Origin of the sequence: Streptomyces sp. NRRL S-31, from assembly GCF_000718775.1 — a bacterium.
Classification (GTDB): Bacteria; Actinomycetota; Actinomycetes; order Streptomycetales; family Streptomycetaceae; genus Streptomyces.
On the sequence record NZ_JOCB01000133.1, the window covers coordinates 1 to 18,897 of the forward strand.

The 18,897-nt window shown below is 75.2% G+C and carries 13 protein-coding genes; 4 read left to right on the top strand and 9 right to left on the bottom strand.

Annotated features, from left to right (window positions below):
* Window positions 1-2,905, bottom strand: a 2,905-nt coding sequence (locus IF37_RS0135165; RefSeq protein ID WP_052845545.1) for a protein kinase, incomplete at its 3' end; no start/stop codon positions are given.
* Window positions 2,906-3,072: 167 nt separating this feature from the next.
* On the opposite strand from IF37_RS0135165, the gene IF37_RS0135170 reads away from it, so the two are divergent.
* Complete coding sequence (locus tag IF37_RS0135170) at window positions 3,073-4,251, top strand: macro domain-containing protein (RefSeq protein WP_037857858.1); 1,179 nt, start codon at window positions 3,073-3,075, stop codon at window positions 4,249-4,251.
* Here the strand turns inward: IF37_RS0135170 and IF37_RS0135175 are convergent.
* On the bottom strand, window positions 4,226-4,897 hold the full coding sequence (locus IF37_RS0135175) for a 4Fe-4S single cluster domain-containing protein (RefSeq protein ID WP_052845546.1): 672 nt from the start codon (window positions 4,895-4,897) through the stop codon (window positions 4,226-4,228). The genes IF37_RS0135170 and IF37_RS0135175 overlap by 26 nt on opposite strands.
* Window positions 4,898-5,141: 244 nt before the next feature.
* Here IF37_RS0135175 and IF37_RS0135180 point away from each other — a divergent pair, with 244 nt between their 5' ends.
* The 3 genes from IF37_RS0135180 to IF37_RS0135190 all read left to right on the top strand — a co-directional run bounded on the left by IF37_RS0135180 (window position 5,142) and on the right by IF37_RS0135190 (window position 8,276).
* On the top strand, window positions 5,142-5,825 hold the full coding sequence (locus IF37_RS0135180) for a hypothetical protein (RefSeq protein ID WP_158727439.1): 684 nt from the start codon (window positions 5,142-5,144) through the stop codon (window positions 5,823-5,825).
* Window positions 5,826-5,896: 71 nt separating this feature from the next.
* On the top strand, window positions 5,897-6,661 hold the full coding sequence (locus IF37_RS0135185; RefSeq protein ID WP_052845548.1) for a hypothetical protein: 765 nt from the start codon (window positions 5,897-5,899) through the stop codon (window positions 6,659-6,661).
* Window positions 6,662-6,710: 49 nt separating this feature from the next.
* Window positions 6,711-8,276, top strand: coding sequence for a WVD2 family protein (locus IF37_RS0135190; RefSeq protein WP_052845549.1), 1,566 nt, complete (start codon window positions 6,711-6,713; stop codon window positions 8,274-8,276).
* A gap of 67 nt (window positions 8,277-8,343) precedes the next feature.
* On the opposite strand, the gene IF37_RS0135195 is transcribed toward IF37_RS0135190, so the two are convergent.
* From IF37_RS0135195 to IF37_RS0135225, 7 genes are all read right to left on the bottom strand, one after another.
* On the bottom strand, window positions 8,344-8,994 hold the full coding sequence (locus tag IF37_RS0135195) for an RES family NAD+ phosphorylase (protein WP_030752517.1): 651 nt from the start codon (window positions 8,992-8,994) through the stop codon (window positions 8,344-8,346).
* Window positions 8,994-9,680 (bottom strand): hypothetical protein, encoded by a 687-nt coding sequence (locus tag IF37_RS40100; protein ID WP_052845550.1) that lies wholly within the window; start codon window positions 9,678-9,680, stop codon window positions 8,994-8,996. The genes IF37_RS0135195 and IF37_RS40100 overlap by 1 nt, the downstream gene beginning before the upstream one ends.
* Window positions 9,677-13,516 (bottom strand): CHAT domain-containing protein, encoded by a 3,840-nt coding sequence (locus IF37_RS0135205; RefSeq protein ID WP_030752523.1) that lies wholly within the window; start codon window positions 13,514-13,516, stop codon window positions 9,677-9,679. The genes IF37_RS40100 and IF37_RS0135205 overlap by 4 nt, the downstream gene beginning before the upstream one ends.
* 274 nt (window positions 13,517-13,790) lie before the next feature.
* The gene (locus IF37_RS0135210; RefSeq protein ID WP_030752526.1) at window positions 13,791-14,810 is read right to left on the bottom strand and encodes a TIGR03842 family LLM class F420-dependent oxidoreductase; all 1,020 of its coding nucleotides are present in this window, start codon (window positions 14,808-14,810) and stop codon (window positions 13,791-13,793) included.
* Window positions 14,811-14,821: 11 nt separating this feature from the next.
* Window positions 14,822-16,276: a dihydropyrimidinase gene (gene hydA / locus IF37_RS0135215; protein ID WP_030752529.1), complete on the bottom strand. Its 1,455-nt coding sequence runs from the start codon at window positions 16,274-16,276 to the stop codon at window positions 14,822-14,824.
* A 218-nt stretch (window positions 16,277-16,494) separates the two neighbouring features.
* The gene (locus IF37_RS0135220; RefSeq protein ID WP_030752532.1) at window positions 16,495-17,787 is read right to left on the bottom strand and encodes an aspartate aminotransferase family protein; all 1,293 of its coding nucleotides are present in this window, start codon (window positions 17,785-17,787) and stop codon (window positions 16,495-16,497) included.
* Window positions 17,784-18,626, bottom strand: coding sequence for a nitrilase-related carbon-nitrogen hydrolase (locus IF37_RS0135225; protein WP_030752534.1), 843 nt, complete (start codon window positions 18,624-18,626; stop codon window positions 17,784-17,786). Before IF37_RS0135225 ends, IF37_RS0135220 begins: the two co-directional genes overlap by 4 nt.
* Window positions 18,627-18,897: the final 271 nt, after the last annotated feature.

Sequence of the window (18,897 nt, forward strand, 5' to 3'; positions counted from 1 at the left end):
GGGCGGTCCGGCTCCGGTGCCCGGCACCCGGCCGCGCCCGGCGCGCGCGCCACCACCACCGCCACCGGCGGCCAGCGCCGCCCGCCTCCGCCCGTGCCCCCGGCTCACGCCGCGACGGCCCCGTCCGCGCGGCACTCGGCGGCTCTCCCTGCCGGGAGCCACCCCACAGCCACCACCACGGACGACCGCCGCCGACCGCCGACCGCCGCCCGGGCCGCGTCCCCGCGGCACTCGGATCCACTCCCTGCCGGGACCCACCCCACAGCCACCGGCGGCCACCGCCGCCCGCCTCCGCCCGTGCCCCGGCCACACGCCGCCACGGCCCCGTCCGCGCGGCACTCGGCGGCTCTCCCTGCTGGGACCCGCTCCACGGCCACCACCACGGACGACCGCCGCCGACCGCCGACCGCCGCCCGGGCCGCGTCCCCGCGGCACTCGGGTCCACTCCCTGCCGGGACCCACCCCACAGCCACCGGCGGCCACCGCCGCCCGCCTCCGCCCGTGCCCCCGGCTCACGCCGCCAGAAACGCGTCCGTGCCGCACGCGGGCCCATCTCCCGCCGTGTCCCGAACCCCGGCCACCAGCGCCACCGGCGGCCACCGTCAGCCGTCCCCCGGCGTGCCCTGAACCTCCGCCACCACCCCCGGCGGCCGTGGCCGTCCCGGCGGGGCCGGTGGCCTCGGCGCAGGCGGCGCCAGGCCCAGCCGCGGCGGAGACTCCACGCGGCGACGGCGACGGCCGAGGCGAGCGGCCACAGCCACGGCACGGCGGCGATGGCGTAGAAGCCCAGGACGACCGCGAGCACGAGCAGTGCCGCCCCGGCCCAGCGGCCGATCCGGGTGCGGGCCAGCCGGCCGGGGCGCTCGGCGCTGCGGATCAGCAGGCCCGCCAGTGAGCGCGTGGGATGGTAGAAGGGCGGGCCGATGTACACGGCGGTCCACAGCTCCACCACGAAGACGAACGCGGCGGCCGGCAGCGCCTCCAGCCAGGCCGTGACGACGTCCTCCTGGGAGGCGCGGCCCAGTACGTCCGCGAGGCCGATGACGAAGCCCCAGGGCGCGGTGACGACGGTGGCGCCGAGCAGCGCCCAGCCCAGGGTGGGCAGGCGGTCCAGCCGCCGCAGTACGGTCCGCAGGCCGTCCTGGTCGGCCGCGAGCAGCCGCGCGTGCTCCTCCTCCAGCCGTCTGGCCCTGAGGGCGCCCGCGTCCCGTTGCGCGAAGTCGGCGAGCCGGAGGGCGGCGACGAGGCGCAGGTCGTCGTCGTGCGCGGCGAGCAGCGCGTCGAACCACGGCACCGGTTCGGGGAGTTGCGCGCGCAGCCGGACCAGCAGGTCGGTGAGTTGTCCCCGGGTGCGCTCGGGTTCGCGCGCCAGCTGGAGCAGCCAGGCGTCCACCGCGACGGTGCGGGCGAGGGCCGCCCGCTCCCGGCGGCCCGCGGCCAGTTCCCGGACGGTGGGCTCCCACCGGGCGCGCAGGACGCGCCACGCGTGGTCCGTCCGGTCCAGGCCGTGGCCGCGTGGCCGCTGCGCGAGACCGGTCAGCACCTCGGGGTGGGCCGCCAGGTATCTGATCAGCGCCATCGCGTCGGAGTGCCCGCGCCGGGCCCCCTCGCAGAGCCGGCGCATGGTGAGCGCGTCCAGGGGGGCTCCGTGCCAGGAGACGTCCAGGCCGGGGCCGAGCCAGTTCAGCAGCCGTACGACGGTCGCGACGGAGGGGGCCCCGGCCAGTTCGGTGCGCAGGGCCGCGAGCCTGACCAGTTCCTCGGGGCTGCGGTCGCCGACGGTCTCGAACTGGCCCAGCCACTCCACGAGCTGGGCCCGGTCGGCGTCGTCGGCCAGCATGCGGGCCGCGGAGACGTGGTTCTGGTCCAGGTGGAGGGCGAGCCGGTCGGTGCCGGTGAACTCCTGCCCCATGAACGGGAAGGGCCGGATCGCGGGGCGCGCGGGGTCGTCGGGGAAGATCCGGCCGTCGGTGCGCGGGGCGACGTCGGGGTCCAGGCCGTCCAGCCAGTCCCGCACCTGCCCGGCCCCCCAGCGGTGTTCGGGGGCCCGGGTGAGCAGTCCCTCGCAGAGGGCGCGGGTCCTGCGGTCGGTGATGCCGCTGACGTCGGGGTCGTGGGTGGCGATCTCGGCGAGCACCTCCTCGTCCCGGCGGAACTCGACGGGGTGCCGGCCGAGGGCGAGTTGGGCGGTGACCATGCCGACCGACCACCAGTCGCCCGCCTCGGAGACGGTCTGCCGGAGCAGCCCGGCCTCCGGGGCGAGGTACAGGGGCTTGCCGCGCCAGTCGGTCCGGGGTTCCAGCGCCTCGTCGGGGCGGTGGGCGGCGGCGCCGAAGTCGACGAGGACGAGGTCGGCGGTGTCCCCGCGGCGGCTCTGCACCATGATGTTGTCGGGGGTGATGTCCCGGTGCACCACGCCCCGTTCGTGCAGGGCGGTGACGGCGTCGCAGAGCTGGCGCACCACGGCGTGGACGGCGTCGGGGCGCAGGCCGTCGCGGTGGTCCTCGTGGTACCGCTCCAGGGTCTCCTCGCCGTGCGACCAGTACAGGTGCCAGGGGTGCCCGTGCGCGTCACCGGTCTCCAGGAGGCGTTCCAGGTGGGGAGCCGGGGCCGCGCCCAGCTCGCGCAGCTCCCGCTCCACCTCCGGGTCCGGGGCGTGCAGCCGGTGGTACCACTTGAGGACCAGGGGTATCTCCGCCATGCCGTGACGTGCCGTCAGGTCACGGACGCGCAGCACGACGGCCTCGGCCGGCCTGCGCGCCTCGGAGAGGACGGCGACGAGCAGGAAGCGGTCCGCCAGATCGCGGGGCACCTCGGCGAGGACCGGACGGGTCTCCCTGACCCGGGCGTTGGTGAAGCCCCCGTCCGCGGAGTCGACGAATCGGGTGGGCGGCGTGGTCGTCATCTTCCGGCCTTCCGGGAGGCGCGCTGGATGGACCGGGAGGCCGTGGAGCGGGTCGCACCGGCCGGGCGCGCGGGCCGCGGGGCGACGAACATATCCCGGTTCCCGTCGGGTGAGGGGCGGTTTCCCAGATCTTCAGCCGGTCCCCGGCCGGGGCTACGATGCGCAGCATGCACCCCCTGCCCTCGCACGAGAGCCTCGTGGCCGAACTCAGGGAACTGAGGCGTCGCGGCCTGCCCGGGCTGCGCCACTGCACCAGGGACGCGCTGCGCCAGACCGCCGTCGCGGCCGGGCTGAGCGCCGGACCGGAGGACGAGCAGACCGGCATCGAGGAACTGCTCGGCGCGGCGGCGCGGCGGCTGGCCGGCGGGCGCCCGGTGCGGGACGACGACTCCTGCGATCCGCTGGCGCGTGCCGCCGCGCACTCGTTCGGGATCTTCGCCGCGCGCCGCGGGGTTCCGGGGACCGACCGACGCAAGGCCGCGGCGGCCGTCTACGGCGTGACCACCGAGCGGTTCCGCAAGAGCCAGGAGCGCGACGTCATCGCCGAACTCGCGGCGGCGCTGCTGGCCGTGGCCCGGGAGGCGGGCGCCGACCGGCCCGCCGGCCCACAGGTCGACGTGGTGGCGGAGCCGGCGGCGTCCGGGCCGGGGGTCTTGCCGTCGGACGCGCCCTCCGCCGCCGTGCCGCCGCGCCGCCCGGCCCGCCCGGGCGTCCGGCCGGCGACCGCCGCCCCGGCGGGCCGGATCACCGTCCGGGTCTGCCCGATCGAGGAGGTGCGGGACGTGGACGTCCTGGTCTCCTCGGAGAACACCTACCTGGAGATGTCCAAGACGTTCCGTCCCACGGTCTCCGGCGCGCTGCGGCGGGCCGCCGCGCTGCGGGACGCCGCCGGCGAGATCGTCGACGACGTCCTCGCCCGGGAGTTGGGCGTCTGGCTGCGGACGCACGGCAGGACGGGCCTGCCCGTGCGGCCGGGCACGGTCGTCCCCACGTCGTCCGGTGCCCTGGCCGCCCAGGGCGTGCGGCGCATCCACCACGCGGCGATCGCCACCCCGGTCGGGGACGGCGACCGCTATCACGTGTCCCCCGCCGTGCTGGGCGAGGTGGTGCGCAGGTCGTTCGAACTGGCCCGCCACGAGAGCGAGTTCCTCTCTCTGCCGATGTCCTCGATCTGCTTTCCGCTGCTGGGCTCGGGCCGGGGCGGCCTGCCCGTCGAGACGGTGGCCCGGCGGCTGCTGGACGCGGTCCGGGAGGAGTTGCGCCGGGATCCCTCCTGGTCGGTGCTGCTGGTCACGCCGGAGGAGAGCCACGCCCGGCTGCTCACGGCCGCCAGCTCCGCTCGCTGAGGGTCACCCCGTCCTGCCGCAACCGGCGCTCCAGTGCGTTCAGTTCACCGGGCAGCGGAACGCCGTGCAGGCGCAGCCCCCCGTCCGCGCCCGGGACGACCTGGAGGCGCGGGCCCGGTGTCTCCCGACGGAGGTGGGGGGCGTAGCGGGCGGCGCCCAGCGGGGTCAGCGGGAAGATCCGCTGGTTGGCCGAGCCGCGCCAGGCCAGCCGGGTGGGCTCCGCCACCCGGTACCGGCCGGTGATCACGGCGTCCGCGCCGCCGAGGGCGGCCCACCGGCGCGAGGTCAGTTCCTCGGTCTCGTACCCGGTGTACACCAGCAGGTCGGCGGGGCGGGGTCCGGCGCTCCCCTCGTGGCGCCGGGCCCCGTCCCGCAGGCGTGCCGCACCGGTGAGGAGTTCCGCGAGCGCCGCCGCCTGCTGCAACGGCTCTCCGCCGCTGACGGTGAGGCCGTCGGCGCCTTCGGCGAGGGCCCGCCGCCACAGCGCGAGCACCTCGGAGACCGTGGTGGACGTCCCCGCCTCCGGGTCCCAGGTGTGCCGGGACATGCAGCCGGCGCAGGCCAGCGAGCAGCCCTGGAACCAGATGCCGAGCCGTTTTCCCGGGCCCAGTGTTTCCAACGGGTAGTGCGTCCCGTCGAGGCGCATTTCCACGGCGTCTCCTCCTCTTACCGGCTTGGAGTATCCAGCGTGCCGAGGGCGGCCCGCAATTGCCGGAAGGCTTATCTCCGGGTGTCCGCCGGGCGGGATCCGGTTGTTTTCCGGAACCCCGCGAAGAATGATCGGTTCCCCTCGGAACGCCGGGTCCGCAAGGGGTTTCGCTCCGCTACTCTTCCCCCATCGCGGCGCCTTCCCACCCGGACCGCCCGCGACGAATGGGGGCTCTTCAAAAATGATCAACAAAGCTCGAATAAATGTCCGGGTCCGACGACTGAAAGCCGGACGGCTGTCTTCCGCACGTGCCCGTTTTCACGGCCGCCGGGACGCGGCCGGTCTCCTGGAATTTCTCACGGACGCGGCGGCGGGCGGCACTCCGGACGACGACACCGCCCTCCCGCCCTACGTGCTGGGCCTGCACGCGCAGGTGCGGCGCGGTACCGCGCGGCTGCGTTCCCGCACCCTCTCGGCGCACCGCGCGCTGCTCGTGCGGATCCAGGCCGAGTCGGTGCGGGTGGTGACCCAGTACACCGTGCGCGACGAACCCGCGCCGGCCGCGCTCGCCCGGTTCGGGCAGATGGTCGGCGAGTGGCGCTCGGCCGCCTCCGTGTGCCGCCAGCAGGCCCAGCAACTCGGCGACGAGGCGAACCAGTTGCTGGCCTGCTACTGGGACGGCGCCTGGGCGCGCACCCGGCGTGACGGCCGTGTCGACGGGGCGCGGCCCACGGGCTGGCTGCCCGGCGCGGTCGCCCTGGACGCCACCTGGGCCCAACTGGACGACGGCCTGCTCACCGACCGCTGGTACGGCACGGGGCCGGCCGGCCGGAACACCGACCCGTCGGCCGTGGCGCAGGCGCTGCACATCCTCGACCACCAGGCGGCGCGCGGCGGCGTCGCGAGCGGTGCGCGCGGGCGATGACCCCGCCCGCCCCGCTCCGCGTCCGCCGTTTCCCCGCTCCCCGTATCCCAGGAAGGCCAGGGAACGTCATCGTGCATCACTCGGTCCGGACCGGTCACCGGTCCACCGTCCGCGCCGCCCGCCGGTTCGCCGTCGTCGTCCCGCTGGTGTGCGCGCTCTCCGCCCTCGTGTCCTGCACCAAGCAGGAGGAGGCCCTCACCACGCCCTGCGGGGTGGTCGTCGACGGTTCCGGGTCCGCCGCCGCGGTGAAGGAGGGGTTCGACTCGGAGGCCAAGCTCAAGGACAGCCTCATCGAGTTCCTCGCCGACCAGAAGTGCGGAACCGTCGACTACGCGCCCATCACCCGTTCCTCGCGCAGTTCCTCCTGCCGGCAGCGCCAGGTGGACCTCGACCCGCCGCACGAGGCGAACACCGACCAGAAGGCGCAGCGGGCCGGTGCCCAGGGAGAGGCGGCCGCCGCGGCGCTCGCCGAACTCAAGTGCGCGCGCACCCAGAACGGTTCGGACGTGTGGGGCGCGCTGGCCCGCATCGGGGAGAGCTTCCCCGGCGACGGGCCGACGCCCAAGCTGCTCGTCGTGAGCGACTTCCAGCAGGCCGACCCGGAGTTCGTCCTGTCCCACCAGGACCTCACCACCGAGGCCGGGCGGAAGAAGGTCATCGACACCCTCGTCAAGAAGCGGGGGCTGCCGGGCATCAAGGGGATGGAGGTCTTCCCCGTCGGGCTCGGCATGCAGTACAAGGCGAAACCCAGCGAGGCCGACGACTTCGAGTCCTTCTGGACGGAAGCGCTGGAGGGGAGGGCCGAGGCACATGTCGACACCCGTTACAAGCACTGATACGAGCACCGACGGACCGCGTCCGCGCCGACGGCGGCTCACCCGGTATGTGCCGTTCCCCAGGCGTACCGGACAGCAGACCGCCCGGCCCGGGCCCGGACCCGGCTCCGCCGGCCTCGTCGGCCGCCGGCCCCTGGTCCTCGAGACCTGGGAAACCGGCGGCCTGATGGCCGACGCCCGCAAGCGGGGCGTGACGGCCGGGCGGAAGAAGACACTGGACCCGTGGGTGCTGCACAGCGGCGACCGGCTGCCCTACTTCGCCGAGCTGGCCTCGCTGCGGGACGCCGTGGTGTCCCGCATCGAGGAGGAGCTGCGGCTGCGGGAGGAGGTGGCCCGGCTCCAGGACGCCCAGGCGGAGTCCGACGTGACCACGGGCGAGGCCGAGACCCGGCTGCTGGACGAACGGCTGCGGGAGGCCGACCGGAACATCGAGGCGGCCCGGCGCCAGCTCAACCTGCTCGCGACCCGTTCCTCACGCTGGCTGCGTTTCCGGGACCGGCTGCGCGAACGGGTGGAGGACCGCTGGCTGCGCGCCCGCTTCCCGGAACCGGCCGGACCCGCGGACGGCCGCACCCGGGCCCCGGACGGCACCGGACCCGGCCTCGCGGCGGACGGCACCGGCCCCGCGGACGGCACCGGTCAGGCCCCGGGCAAGGAGGAGGGCGCGGACCGCGACGACTGGCAGTCGGTGCCCACGGCGGGCGCCGCGCCGGACGGCACCCCGTCGGCGGCGCTCGGGGAGGACTACCGTGCCGCCCGGCGGGAGACCGAAGCCGTCGGGTCGGCCGAGGGCTGGGAGGGCATGACGACCCGCCCCGGGCTGCCCCGCTGGCTGAGCCTGAGTCTGCTGCTGGTCATCATGGCCGTCGAAGTGCCGGTCTACTGGGTCGCCTACCAGCCCTTCCACGGGGTCGGCAGCACCGGCGGCGACCTGATGTCCGGCACGCTCGCCGTCTCGTCCGCCGTCATCATGCTGATCCTGCCGCACCTGGCGGGGCACATGCTGCGGTGGCGCACGGCGACCGGTTCGCCGCGCGGCGGCTGGTTCCCCGCGCTCTCCCTGCTGGGCGTGTGGGGCGGACTGACCTGGCTGCTCGGCACGCTGCGCGCCAGGTTCGTGATGCAGCACGACACGCCCGCGCCGGTCGGCGGCGGCACCTCGGGCTTCCGCGGGCTCGGCGGCTCCGCGGCCGGCCCGACGACGCTGGTGGACCGGCTGCACCTGACGACCACGACGGTGACCTGGCTGTTCTGCGCCCTGCTGCTGCTCTCGGGCGGTGTCGGCTTCCTGCTCGGCCTGTTCCGGGAACACCCGTTCCTGGACGCCTTCCGCACCTCGCTGGAGCGGCGCGCGGAACTGCGGGCCGAGCGCGAGCGGAGCCTGGCCGCCACCGAGCGGGCCCGGGCCGCGCAGAGGACGGCCGAGTCCCGGCAGCGGGACCGCAGGGAGGCCGCCAACGCGCGGATCGCCGCGGTCCGCGAGCTGCACGAGGCCGCCGCGCACGAGTACCTGCACGGGGTGATGACCGCGGCGAAGGATCCCGCCGTCAGCGAGTCGGCGATGCGCCTGTCCCGTGACTGGCCGCTGCTGCCCGCTCCGGCACCACGCCACTGAGCCCGTAGGCACGGCACCGCCCCGGCCCTCCGCGTGAGGGCCGGGGCGGTGCCGTGCCTACGGTTGCTCACTCCTCCGGGACGGAGACGACGGCGCCAACCGGCGCCAGCAGCCGGTTGACCTCGCGCACGTCGTCCGCGGACGCCAGTCTCAGCGACCGCCCGGGGCGCGGGTCGAGGGGCGGGTCGGGGCACCGGTCCTGGAACAGCTGGAGCGCGTTGCGCGGCCGGCAGCGCTTGGACGTCCACCACAGCCCCTGCGCGTCGCCGCACCGTTCGCGGATGACCCGCACCCAGTACCGGGTGCCGGCGTACTCCTCGGTGTCGATCAGCCAGTCGTCCTGCCAGACGGCGGCCAGTGCCTCGGCGGTCGTCAGGTCGACCAGGGAGAGTTCCGCCGTCGTGCGGACCGCGGACAGGACGTACCGGGACGCCTGTGCCCAGGGGATCAGACGCACCCCGTCGGCGCCGAACTCCACGGAGCGCAGCAGGACCTCGCTGAGGGCGGTGACCGGGTCGAGGGCGGCGTAGAGGTAGGGGTAGGGGTCCTTCGCGGTGGGATCGAAGCGGCTGCCCTTGAAGAACTCGTGCGCGACGGTCGGGTTGAACTCGCCGGCCGCGTACCGCTCCTCGTGGCACCGCCACAGCACGGTGCCCGCGGGCAGGATGTGGCGCACCGGCTCCATGGCGACGCCCTCGGGCGGGATCTGGGGACCCATCAGACGGCCCCCACCAGTTCGGCGGCGGCGCGTTCCAGCGCGTCGTCCGGCAGGACACCGAGCAGGTCGGCGGGGACGCCGCCCAGCCACCGGTTGCCGCCCAGCCACCAGCCGGCGGCGCCCCAGGGGTCCCGGTCCGCGCGCAGCAGTACGTTGATCCGGCGGACGACCGGCAGGGGTTCGGCGGTGCCGGGCCGGAACTGGAAGCGGGGGTAGCGGACGCCGTGGTCCGGGTCGCGCAGCCGGATGAGCGCGGCGGGCGCGTCCGGGCCGCCGGGCGGTGCCTGTCCGCTCCCGGTCAGCGCGGCGTGCTCGGACTCGGACAGCGCGGGGGCGGCGAGCAGCCGTCGGCGGGCCGTCCGGAGCAGGTCGGCGGGGTCGGGCGGCGGGGTGCCGAGGACGCCGATCACCGCGTCGATCGTGGTGAGGGCGGGCAGTTCGCGGGTGGCGGTGGCGTAGCGGTGGCCGCCGAGCGCCTCGGCCACCGGGTGGCCGGGCGGCAGCGCGGACAGGGTGCGCTTCAGCCGGCGTACGGCACGGGCGACGGCCGTCGTGTTCCCGGCGGCCGTCTCGTCGCGCATCTCCCGCAGGATGCCGGCCAGTTGACGGAGGTCGGCCGCGTCCAGCCCGGTGCTGACGGTGGTCCAGTGGCTCTCCAGGAGCCTCAGCAGGTCCTCCGAGGTCATACGCGTTCTCCTTGCTCCGGCCTGGCGGGAGGTGCCGCCGGTGCCGGGTTGCCGTGGTGGACGAAGGCCGCCCAGGTGTCGGGCCGGTCGCGGAAGTCCTCCGCGAGCCGCCGGGCGGCCGAGAGGCCCTCCAGCGCCGGGACGGGCGGGCGCTCGTCCGGCGGGGTGAGCATCCAGCGCTGGGCGGCGCGCAGCGCGTCCGGTGGCGCGAGTCCCCGGGTGAGGGCGTCGTGCAGGACGAGCATGAGCAGTTCGGAGCGCATGTCGTCGACCTTCCACCGGGAGCCGATGGCGTCGGCGGCCAGCCGGTGCACCAGTACCGAGGTGACGGTCAGCGCCTCGTCGTGGTCGCGGGTGGTCAGGTCCGTCTCGCAGCCGCCGCACACGACGAGGGGCCCGGCGGACCGGAAGGCGTCGCCCTCGGCGGGCGTCTCCAGCAGGGTGCTCAGCGTGAGGTCGCCGGTCGCGGACGGTGCGCCGGCCGGGTCCGGCGCGGCCAGCCGCAGGGCCGACCGGGTGGGGTCCGGCCCGGCGAGTCCGTGACAGGCGAGGTGCACCAGGGAGGCCGGGGCGGCGGCCCGGCCGCCGAGCAGCGCCAGCACCGTCTCCGGGGTGGCGGGGTCGTCGTCGGGGCGGTGCACCACGGCGTGCGGGTAGTGGACGGCGGCCAGGGTGTCGATCTCCTCCTCGGCCCACTCCAGGTCGTCCGCGCCGTGGAAGACCAGCGCGGGCCGGTCGGTGAGCGCCATCCGCTCGCGGGCCGCGGCCCGCAGGAACTCCCGGCCGGACGCGGCGTAGGTCAGCACGGCGACCTCACAGGCCCGGACCGGTCGCGGGGCGCCGTGCCCGGCGGGCGCCCGCAGGACCGCCGCCTGCCAGGGCACGACGCCCAGGTCGCCGCAGGGCACGACGACGAGGCGCACGGCGGCGGGACGGCCGGGGACGGCGGAGCGATCGGGGACGGCAGACCGGTCGACGCCAACGGGACGGTCTTGGACGGCGGGACGGCCGGGGACGGCAGGACGGCCGGGGACGGCGGGACGGCCGGGGACGGCAGACCGGTCGACGCCAACGGGAGGGCCGGGGACGGCGGAGCGGTCGGGGCCGACCGAGCGGTCCCGCACACCGGACTCGGTCAGGGCGCGGTCCCACAGGCCGAGGTGGTCCAGCGCTGGGCCGAGTACGTCACCGGCCCAGGCGCACAGGCCGTCCAGGGCACGCAGCCAGTGCCGTTCGGCGCGGTCCCGCTCGGCACCGTCCCGATCGCCGGCGGCCTCCAGGCGCTGCCGGTCCGCGCCGGCCGCCAGGTACTCGGCGACGGGTCCACGGCCGCCCGGGGTCAGGCCGGGCGGGGACAGCACCCCCACCGGGCCGTCGGCGGTGACGACCAGGACGGCGCCGTCCTGGCCGTCGACGCCGGGCACCAGGTAGAGCAGCGCGTCCGCTCCCGACTCCCGCAGTCCGGCGCGCAGATCGGACACGGAGGCGGACACCGGGTGCGCGTCGGTGCCGCCGTGCCCGCGCAGCAGGTCCAGCGAGCGGCGCCGCAGGTCGCCAGGCAGGTCGGCGGCGCCCACGCCCGCCGCGGCGAGCACGTCCAGCGGGGAGCGGGCCCGCAGGCCGCCCGGGGAGCCGGCGTCGGCGGAGAGTTCCAGCAGGGAGCGGTCGTCGCCGCGTTCCCCGGCGGGGCCGGCGGCGGACCGCCAGCGTTCGGCCAGCTCCCGCTCACCGAGGGCCGCCAGCCGGTCGGCCACGCCCGCGGAGACGGCCGCCGCCCCGAGCACCAGCGAACGGCCGGCCTCCAGGCAGGCGATCGCCTCCTCGGCGCGTCCGGCGCGCAGCGCCCAGAAGGCCGCCGCGCGGCCCCGGTCGGCCGCCGCGCGGGCGATGCGCAGGCCGCGGCCGACACCTTGCTGGAGCAGGACGTCGTCGGCGGAGTGCCGCAGCGAGGTGCGGGCCAGGCCGACCGCGGCCCGCAGGTCGGCCCCGGCCTCCGGGGTCCCCGGCCGGAGGCCGGCCCGCTTGGCGCGCAGCGCGGCCAGGTCCCAGGTGAGCCCGGCGCCGCCGGGGCCGCCGTCGGGGAGTTCGGCCAGCGCCCGCGTCAGCTCGGCGACGGCCTCGTCCAGTGCCCCGGCGTCACCGGTGAGCAGGTGCAGCGTGTCCAGGGCGATCGCGATGCCGCCGCGTGCCCGGGGCCGGAAGTCGGAGGTGAAACCGGTGTCGTCCAGGGCGGCCCGGGCACGCCGGACGCCCTCGGTGATACGGCTCGGGTCCGACTCGGCGATCGCGGTCAGGGTGATCAGCGGGGCCCAGGTGATGTCGAGGAGGCTGCGCAGGACGGGCATGCGCACCGAGGTCTCCACGGCCCGCCGGAGATGGTGCACGGCCGCGCGCAGGTGCTCGGTCCGGTCGTCCGCCGTGGTGGCGAGGACGACACCGCCGAGGTAGGCGACGCCGAGGACGAAGCCGGTCAGGGCGCCGGTCCATTCCTCGGCGCGGTCGTAGGTCTCGTCCAGTTCCAGTTCGCACAGCGCGTCGATGACGTCGTCGACGGCCTCGGCGTCGCCCCGGTCCAGGGCGTCGGTCAGCCGGGTCAGGCACTTCACGGTCTGGCCGCACAGGCGCAGGTTGACGGAGGTGACGCTGGTGGGGTCGCCGTCCCACCACTGCTCCTCGAACAGGTCGCGGGCCATGTCCTCGTCCTGGAGGCTGCCGCCGGTGAGGGCGGCCCCGAGGAGCAGTCCGGGCACGATGGTGCGCAGCCATTCGCCGTGGAGGTCCTCGTCGAACTCGCCGTCGGCGGACGCCTCGCGCATCAGCCGGAGTGCCTCGCGGAAGCCCTCCATGTCACCGGTGCGGGTGGCGAGGGCGACGTGCACGAGGGCGGCGACCAGCCGGGACGGCAGGGGGGCGCGGCCCTGCCGGCCCGCGGCGGGGCCCTGCTCGCCCGTCAGCTCGGCGAGCAGCCCGGACATGTTCCGCGGTGTGACGATCCCGGGTGACATCACCTCGGCCATGGCCAGGAACCGGGTCATGGTGTCGCGGATCTCCGCAGAGACGTCGGCGGCACCGGCCGGCTCGGTGTCCGGCTCCCCGGGCCGGTCCGGGAGCGTGGCGGCGTCCGTCATCTGGTCGAGCATCATCGTCAGCAGGGTGCCCAGCGGCTGCGGCACCGCCGGGCCGGCCATGGTGTCGAGCAGTCCGCGGCCCCGGCGGACGAGGGCACCGGTGTCACCGGACTTGAGCGCGTCGGTCATGCCGGCGAACGCCAGGAGCTGGTCGCGCAGGTGCGGGGGCATGTCCGGGTGCTCGCGCGCCAGCAGCAGCCGGACGAGCAGCTCGCTGTCCTCCACCACGCCCGTGCCGCCCTCGGCGGCGGGGGTGCCGTGTGTGACGAGGGACATGAGCCGGTCGACGGTCCACTGGTTCCCGGGCCCCGCCGTGACGTCGCGGCTGAGCCGCACCAGCCGGGACCCGACCAGCGCCACCAGGTCCCGGTACGCGGCCTCCCGGTCCTTCTCGCCGAGCACGGCCGAGGTGCGGGCCTCCTCCAGCAGCGACAGCGCCCGCTCCCGGTCGGCCGGGTCGCCGGTCAGCAGGAACCGCACGGCGCGGCAGCGGCCGAGCCGCGCCGCGATCCGCGCGGTGGTGCCGGACGCGTCCCGGTCCCGGGCCGGCTCCCGCAGGGCCGACTCCAGTTCGTCCGTCAGGGCGTCCAGGTCCGGCCCGCGTAGCCCCTGGTACGCGTCCGGTTCGAGCGGTACGGACAACCCGTCCGCGCGGGCGAGCGCGGCGGTGGTGCGGTCGGCAGCGGGCGCGGTCCCGGCTTCGCTCATGCGTCATCCCCTCCCGCCGCCATGGTGCCCGCTCGCGCGATCCGCCGGGCGGGTCCGGAGCGGCTCACCGGCATCCTGCCGGACAACGCCCGGCTACCGGCCGGTTTCCGCCCGGCCCGGGGCGACGGGACGAGGACGCAGGCGCACGGGCGCCCGGCGGTCGCGCGGCCGGTGGGACGGCGGGGGCACCGGCCCTCCCGGGACGGCGGGGGCAGCGGTCCCCTCCCCGGGACGGCGGGGAGGGGAGAACGGGGGGCGGAGCGCGGGGAGGCGGTCAGGAGTTGACGGCGGGGATGACGCGGCTGCCGTAGGCGTCGATCGTCGCCTCCTGCGCGTCGTGCATGTCGTACACCGCGAACTGGTCGACGCCCAGGGCGCGGAGCGCGGTCAGTTTCTCGACGTGCCGCTCGACCGGGCCGATGACGCAGAACCGGTCCACGATCTCGTCGGGCACGAACGCGGTGTCCGGGTTGTCGCTGCGCCCGTGGTGGGCGTAGTCGTAGCCCTGCCGGGCCGCGATGTAGTCGGTGAGTTCCGCGGGGATCCGGGCGGAGTGCGCGCCGTATCTGGCGACCAGGTCGGCGACGTGGTTGCCGACCATGCCGCCGAACCAGCGGCACTGGTCGCGGGCGTGCGCGAGGGCCGCGGGCGAGTCGTCCTCGGTGACGTAGGCGGGGGCGGCGACGCAGACGGTCACCTCGGACGGGTCCCGGCCGGCGGCGGCCGCCGCGTCCCTGACGGCCCTCACCATGTACTCGGTCAGGTACAGGTCGGCGAGCTGGAGGATGAACCCGTCCGCCTCCTCACCGGTCAGCTTCAGCGCCCTGGGGCCGTACGCGGCCATCCAGACGGGGAGTTCGGCGCCCTCCCGGACCCAGGGGAAGCGGATCCTGGTGCCGCCGACGTCGGCTTCCTCGCCGCGGGCGAGGGCGCGGATGACCTTCATGGCCCCGCTGATCCGGGCGAGGGTCTCGGGTCTGCGGCCGGCGACGCGCATCGCGGAGTCGCCGCGGCCGATGCCGCAGACGGTGCGGTTGCCGAACATGTCGTTGAGGGTGGCGAAGGTGGAGGCGGTGACCTCCCAGGTGCGGGTGCCCGGGTTGGTGACCATCGGGCCGACCTTCAGTTCCCGGGTGTTCGCCAGGATCTGGCTGTGGATCACGAACGGCTCCTGCCAGAGCACGGCGGAGTCGAAGGTCCAGCCGTAGCGGAAGCCGTTGCGTTCGGCCCGTCGCATCAGGCTGACGACGCGGGAGGCGGGCGGGTCGGTTTGCAGGACGAGTCCGAAGTCCATGGGCACCGCTCCTAGTTCAGGTACTGGCAGGTGGAGCGCGGGGTGTAGACGCCGTGTCCGGCGCGGCCGGTGTACTCCCTCCGGTCGATGACGGGTTCGCCGCGCGAGAGGACCGTCTCGACCCGGCCGGTGACGCGCCGGCCCTCGTACGCCGAGTAGTCCACGTTCATGTGGTGGGTCGCGGCGGACAGCACCTGTTCGGCGTGCGGGTCGTAGATGACGATGTCCGCGTCCGCGCCCGGGGCGATGGTGCCCTTCTTCGGATAGAGGCCGAACATGCGGGCCGGGGTGGCGCAGGCGATCTCGATCCAGCGGCGGCGTGAGATGCGGCCCTCCACGACGGCCTGGTGGAGCAGGTCCATGCGGTTCTCGACGCCCGGCAGGCCGTTGGGGATCTTGGAGAAGTCGCCACGGCCGAGGTCCTTCTGGCCCGTGAAGCAGAAGGGGCAGTGGTCGGTGGAGACGACCTGGAGGTCGTTGGTGCGCAGCCCCTGCCACAGGGCGGCCTGGTGCTCCTTGGGCCGCAGGGGCGTGGAGCAGACGTACTTGGCGCCCTCGAAGCCGGGTTCGGCGAGGTTGTCGGTGGACAGGAACAGGTACTGCGGGCAGGTCTCGCCGAAGACGTGTGCGCCCTCATTGCGGGCGCGGACCAGTTCGGCCACCGCCTCCCTGGCGGAGACGTGCACGACGTAGAGCGGGGCGCCGGCGACCTGGGCGAGCCGGATCGCGCGGTGGGTGGCCTCGGCCTCCAGCAGGGCCTTGCGGACCTCGCCGTGGTGGCGGGGGTCCGTCTCGCCGCGGGCCAGGGCCTGTTCGACCAGCACGTCGATGGCGATGCCGTTCTCGGCGTGCATCATGATCAGTCCGCCGTTGTCCGCGGCGCGCTGCATGGCGCGGAGGATCTGCCCGTCGTCGCTGTAGAAGACGCCGGGGTAGGCCATGAACTGCTTGAAGGAGGTGACGCCCTCCTCCACCAGCAGGTCCATCTCCTTCAGCGTCTCCTGGCGCACATCGGAGACGATCATGTGGAAGGCGTAGTCGATCGCGCAGTTGCCCTCGGCCTTGGCGTGCCAGGCGTCCAGACCCTCGCGCAGGGAGCGGCCGACGCTCTGCACGGCGAAGTCCACGATGGTCGTCGTGCCGCCCCAGGCCGCGGCGCGGGTGCCGGTCTCGAAGGTGTCCGCGGCGGTGGTGCCGCCGAACGGCATCTCCATGTGGGTGTGGCCGTCGACGCCGCCCGGGAGGACGTACTTCCCGGTGGCGTCGATGACCCTCCCCCACCCGCCGGGCGGGGTCCCCGTCCCGCCCGGCTCCTCGGTGAACGCCCCGGCGGTGAACGCCCCGGCGGCGGGGGTGCCGGTGGCGGCGAGGGCGGCGACGCGGCCGTCCTCGATCAGGACGTCGGCGTGCATCTCGTCCGACGCGGTGACGACGAGTCCGCCACGGATGACGGTGCGGCTGCTCATGGTCCCTCTCCTCCCGGGATGACCAGGGTGAACGGTGTGGCCGGGGCGCGGCCGGCGGTTGGCGGGCCCCGGGCGCGGTGGAGCCGTCGGCGGTCGCGGACCTCGCGGGGCCCCGCCGGGTGCGGGTGCCGGCCGGGGGTCCGCTCTCGCGACCAGCCGGTGCGGGCGGTGCGCACCGGCTCCGGCGTGCGGCTCCCGGACGGTTCGGGGCGCGCGCCTCAGCCGCTGCCGTACGTGTCGCGCAGCGCGCGTTCCAGGATCGCCGCGCCCTCCTCGGCCTCGGCGACGGTCAGTGACAGCGGCGGGGCGATCCGCAGGGCGCTGGTGTCGTGTCCGCCGCCCTTGCCGATGAGCAGCCCGCCCTCCCGGGCCGCCTCCAGGACGGCCGCGGCGGCCCGCGGGTCGGCGTCGTCCGTGCCCGGCTCGACCAGTTCGACACCGATCATCAGCCCGCGTCCGCGTACCTCCCGTACGCCGGGCAGCCGGGCGGCGGCGGCCCGCAGCCGCTCGATGAGCAGCCCGCCGACGCGCCGGGCGTTGCCCTGGAGGTCGTGTTCCAGGAGGTAGGTGAGGTTGGCGAGGCCCGCGGCCATCGTGAGCTGGGTGCCGCCGAAGGTGGAGATGCTGTGGGCGTCGAGGCAGTTCATGATCTCGGCGCGGGCGATCACCCCGCCGATGGAGGCACCGTTGCCGATGCCCTTGGCGAAGGTGACGATGTCCGGCGGGCCGCTGCCGGCGTGCGCCTGCCAGCCCCAGAAGTGGTCGCCGGTGCGGCCCCAGCCGGTCTGCACCTCGTCGGCGATCCACAGGATGCCCTGGGCGCCGAGCACCTCGCGGAAGGCGGCGAACAGGCCGTCGGGCGGCGAGGTGAACCCGCCGACGCCCTGCACCGGTTCGGCGATCAGCGCGGCCGGCAGCCGGATGTGGCCGAGGAGGTCCCTGAGGTCGGCGACGCAGGCGTCGGTGAACGCCTGGTCGTCGAGGTGGGCGAACGGGCCCCGGGTGCGCACGCTGCCGTGTACGTACAGGGTCTGCACCGGGGACAGGGAGGTCGGGGACCAGCCGCGGTTGCCGGTGATGCCGACCGCGCCGAAGGAGCGGCCGTGGTAGCTGTTGCGCATGGCCAGCACGGTGTTGCTGCGCCGGTGGGCGGTGGCGAGCAGCAGCGCGGTGTCGTTGGCCTCGGTGCCGGAGGACGTGAAGAACACCCGGGCGTCCGGGATGCCGCTCACCTGGGCGATGCGCTCGGCGAGTTCGACCATCGGCCGGTTGAGGTAGAGGGTGGAGGAGTGGACGATCCGGCCGGCCTGCTCGGTGACCGCCTTGGTCACCTCGGGCAGCGCGTGCGCGGTCATGGTGGTGAGGATGCCGCCGAAGAAGTCCAGGTATCTGCGGCCCGTGGAGTCCCAGACGTGGCGTCCCTCGCCGTGGGTGATCTCGATGGGGTCGTCGTAGTAGAGGGCGAGCCAGTCGGGCATGACCCGGCGGTGCCGGGAGTAGAGGTCGGTCATGGCCGCACCAGCCCTTCGTAGGCGTCGGGGCGGCGGTCGCGGTAGAAGGCCCACTGCTGCCGCACGTCCTCGATCAGGCCGAAGTCCAGGTCGCGGACGAGGAGTTCCTCGTCCTTGTCACCGGCCGGGTCGCCGACGAACTGCCCGCGCGGATCGACGAAGTACGAGGTCCCGTAGAAGTCGTTGTCGCCGTACTCCTCCTGTCCGACCCGGTTGATGGCGGCGACGAAGTACTCGTTGGCGACGGCCGCGGCGGGCTGCTCCAGCTGCCACAGGTGGGCGGAGAGACCACGGTGGGTGGCCGACGGGTTGTATACCAACTGGGCTCCGTTGAGTCCGAGTTGGCGCCACCCCTCGGGGAAGTGCCGGTCGTAGCAGATGTAGACGCCGACCTTGCCGACGGCGGTGTCGAAGACGGGCCAGCCCAGGTTGCCGGGCCGGAAGTAGTACTTCTCCCAGAAGCCGGCGACCTGCGGGATGTGGTGCTTGCGGTACTTGCCGAGGTAGCCGCCGTCGGCGTCGATCACGGCGGCGGTGTTGTAGTAGAAGCCGGACTGCTCGACCTCGAAGACCGGGGCGACGATCACCATGCCGGTCTCGCGGGCGAGGGCCCGCATCCGGCGCACCGTGGGGCCGTCGGGGACGGGCTCGGCCCAGCGGTAGTGCTCCGGCTCCTGGACCTGACAGAAGTAGGGGGCGTTGAAGACCTCCTGGAAGCCGATGACCCGCGCTCCCCGGCGGGCCGCCTCCCGGGCGTGCTCCTCGTGTTTCGCCACCATGGACTCGGTGTCGCCGGTCCAGGTGGCCTGGACCAGAGCGGCGCGGACGACGTTGGCCATGAGCTGCTCCTTCGACGCGACCGTCAGAGCCTCTACGCCCGTAGAGCAGGCGCCAGAGGCACGAACGTAAGCCCCCGCGGAGCCCTTGCCAAGACCATCGTCGTCAACCCGCGGAGTCGATCAGGTTTCACACTCCTGCGGGTGAGCCGGTCCCGCAAGGCGGGTGACGGACCGGGGCGGACCGGACCGGGGAGGGCCGCCGCCGGGCCGGGGCGCCCGGAGCCGTGGTCCGACGCCGACCGGGCGGCCCGGACGGGCCCGCGCCCCGCCG

Coding starts and splice junctions, on each gene's coding strand:
- IF37_RS0135210 (WP_030752526.1), bottom strand. CDS start 14,810: ATGGACTTCGGACTCGTCCTGCAAACCGACCCGCCCGCCTCCCGCGTC.
- hydA (WP_030752529.1), bottom strand. CDS start 16,276: ATGAGCAGCCGCACCGTCATCCGTGGCGGACTCGTCGTCACCGCGTCG.
- IF37_RS0135220 (WP_030752532.1), bottom strand. CDS start 17,787: ATGACCGACCTCTACTCCCGGCACCGCCGGGTCATGCCCGACTGGCTC.
- IF37_RS0135175 (WP_052845546.1), bottom strand. CDS start 4,897: ATGCGCCTCGACGGGACGCACTACCCGTTGGAAACACTGGGCCCGGGA.
- IF37_RS0135180 (WP_158727439.1), top strand. CDS start 5,142: ATGATCAACAAAGCTCGAATAAATGTCCGGGTCCGACGACTGAAAGCC.
- IF37_RS40100 (WP_052845550.1), bottom strand. CDS start 9,680: ATGACCTCGGAGGACCTGCTGAGGCTCCTGGAGAGCCACTGGACCACC.
- IF37_RS0135195 (WP_030752517.1), bottom strand. CDS start 8,994: ATGGGTCCCCAGATCCCGCCCGAGGGCGTCGCCATGGAGCCGGTGCGC.
- IF37_RS0135205 (WP_030752523.1), bottom strand. CDS start 13,516: ATGAGCGAAGCCGGGACCGCGCCCGCTGCCGACCGCACCACCGCCGCG.
- IF37_RS0135170 (WP_037857858.1), top strand. CDS start 3,073: ATGCACCCCCTGCCCTCGCACGAGAGCCTCGTGGCCGAACTCAGGGAA.
- IF37_RS0135225 (WP_030752534.1), bottom strand. CDS start 18,626: ATGGCCAACGTCGTCCGCGCCGCTCTGGTCCAGGCCACCTGGACCGGC.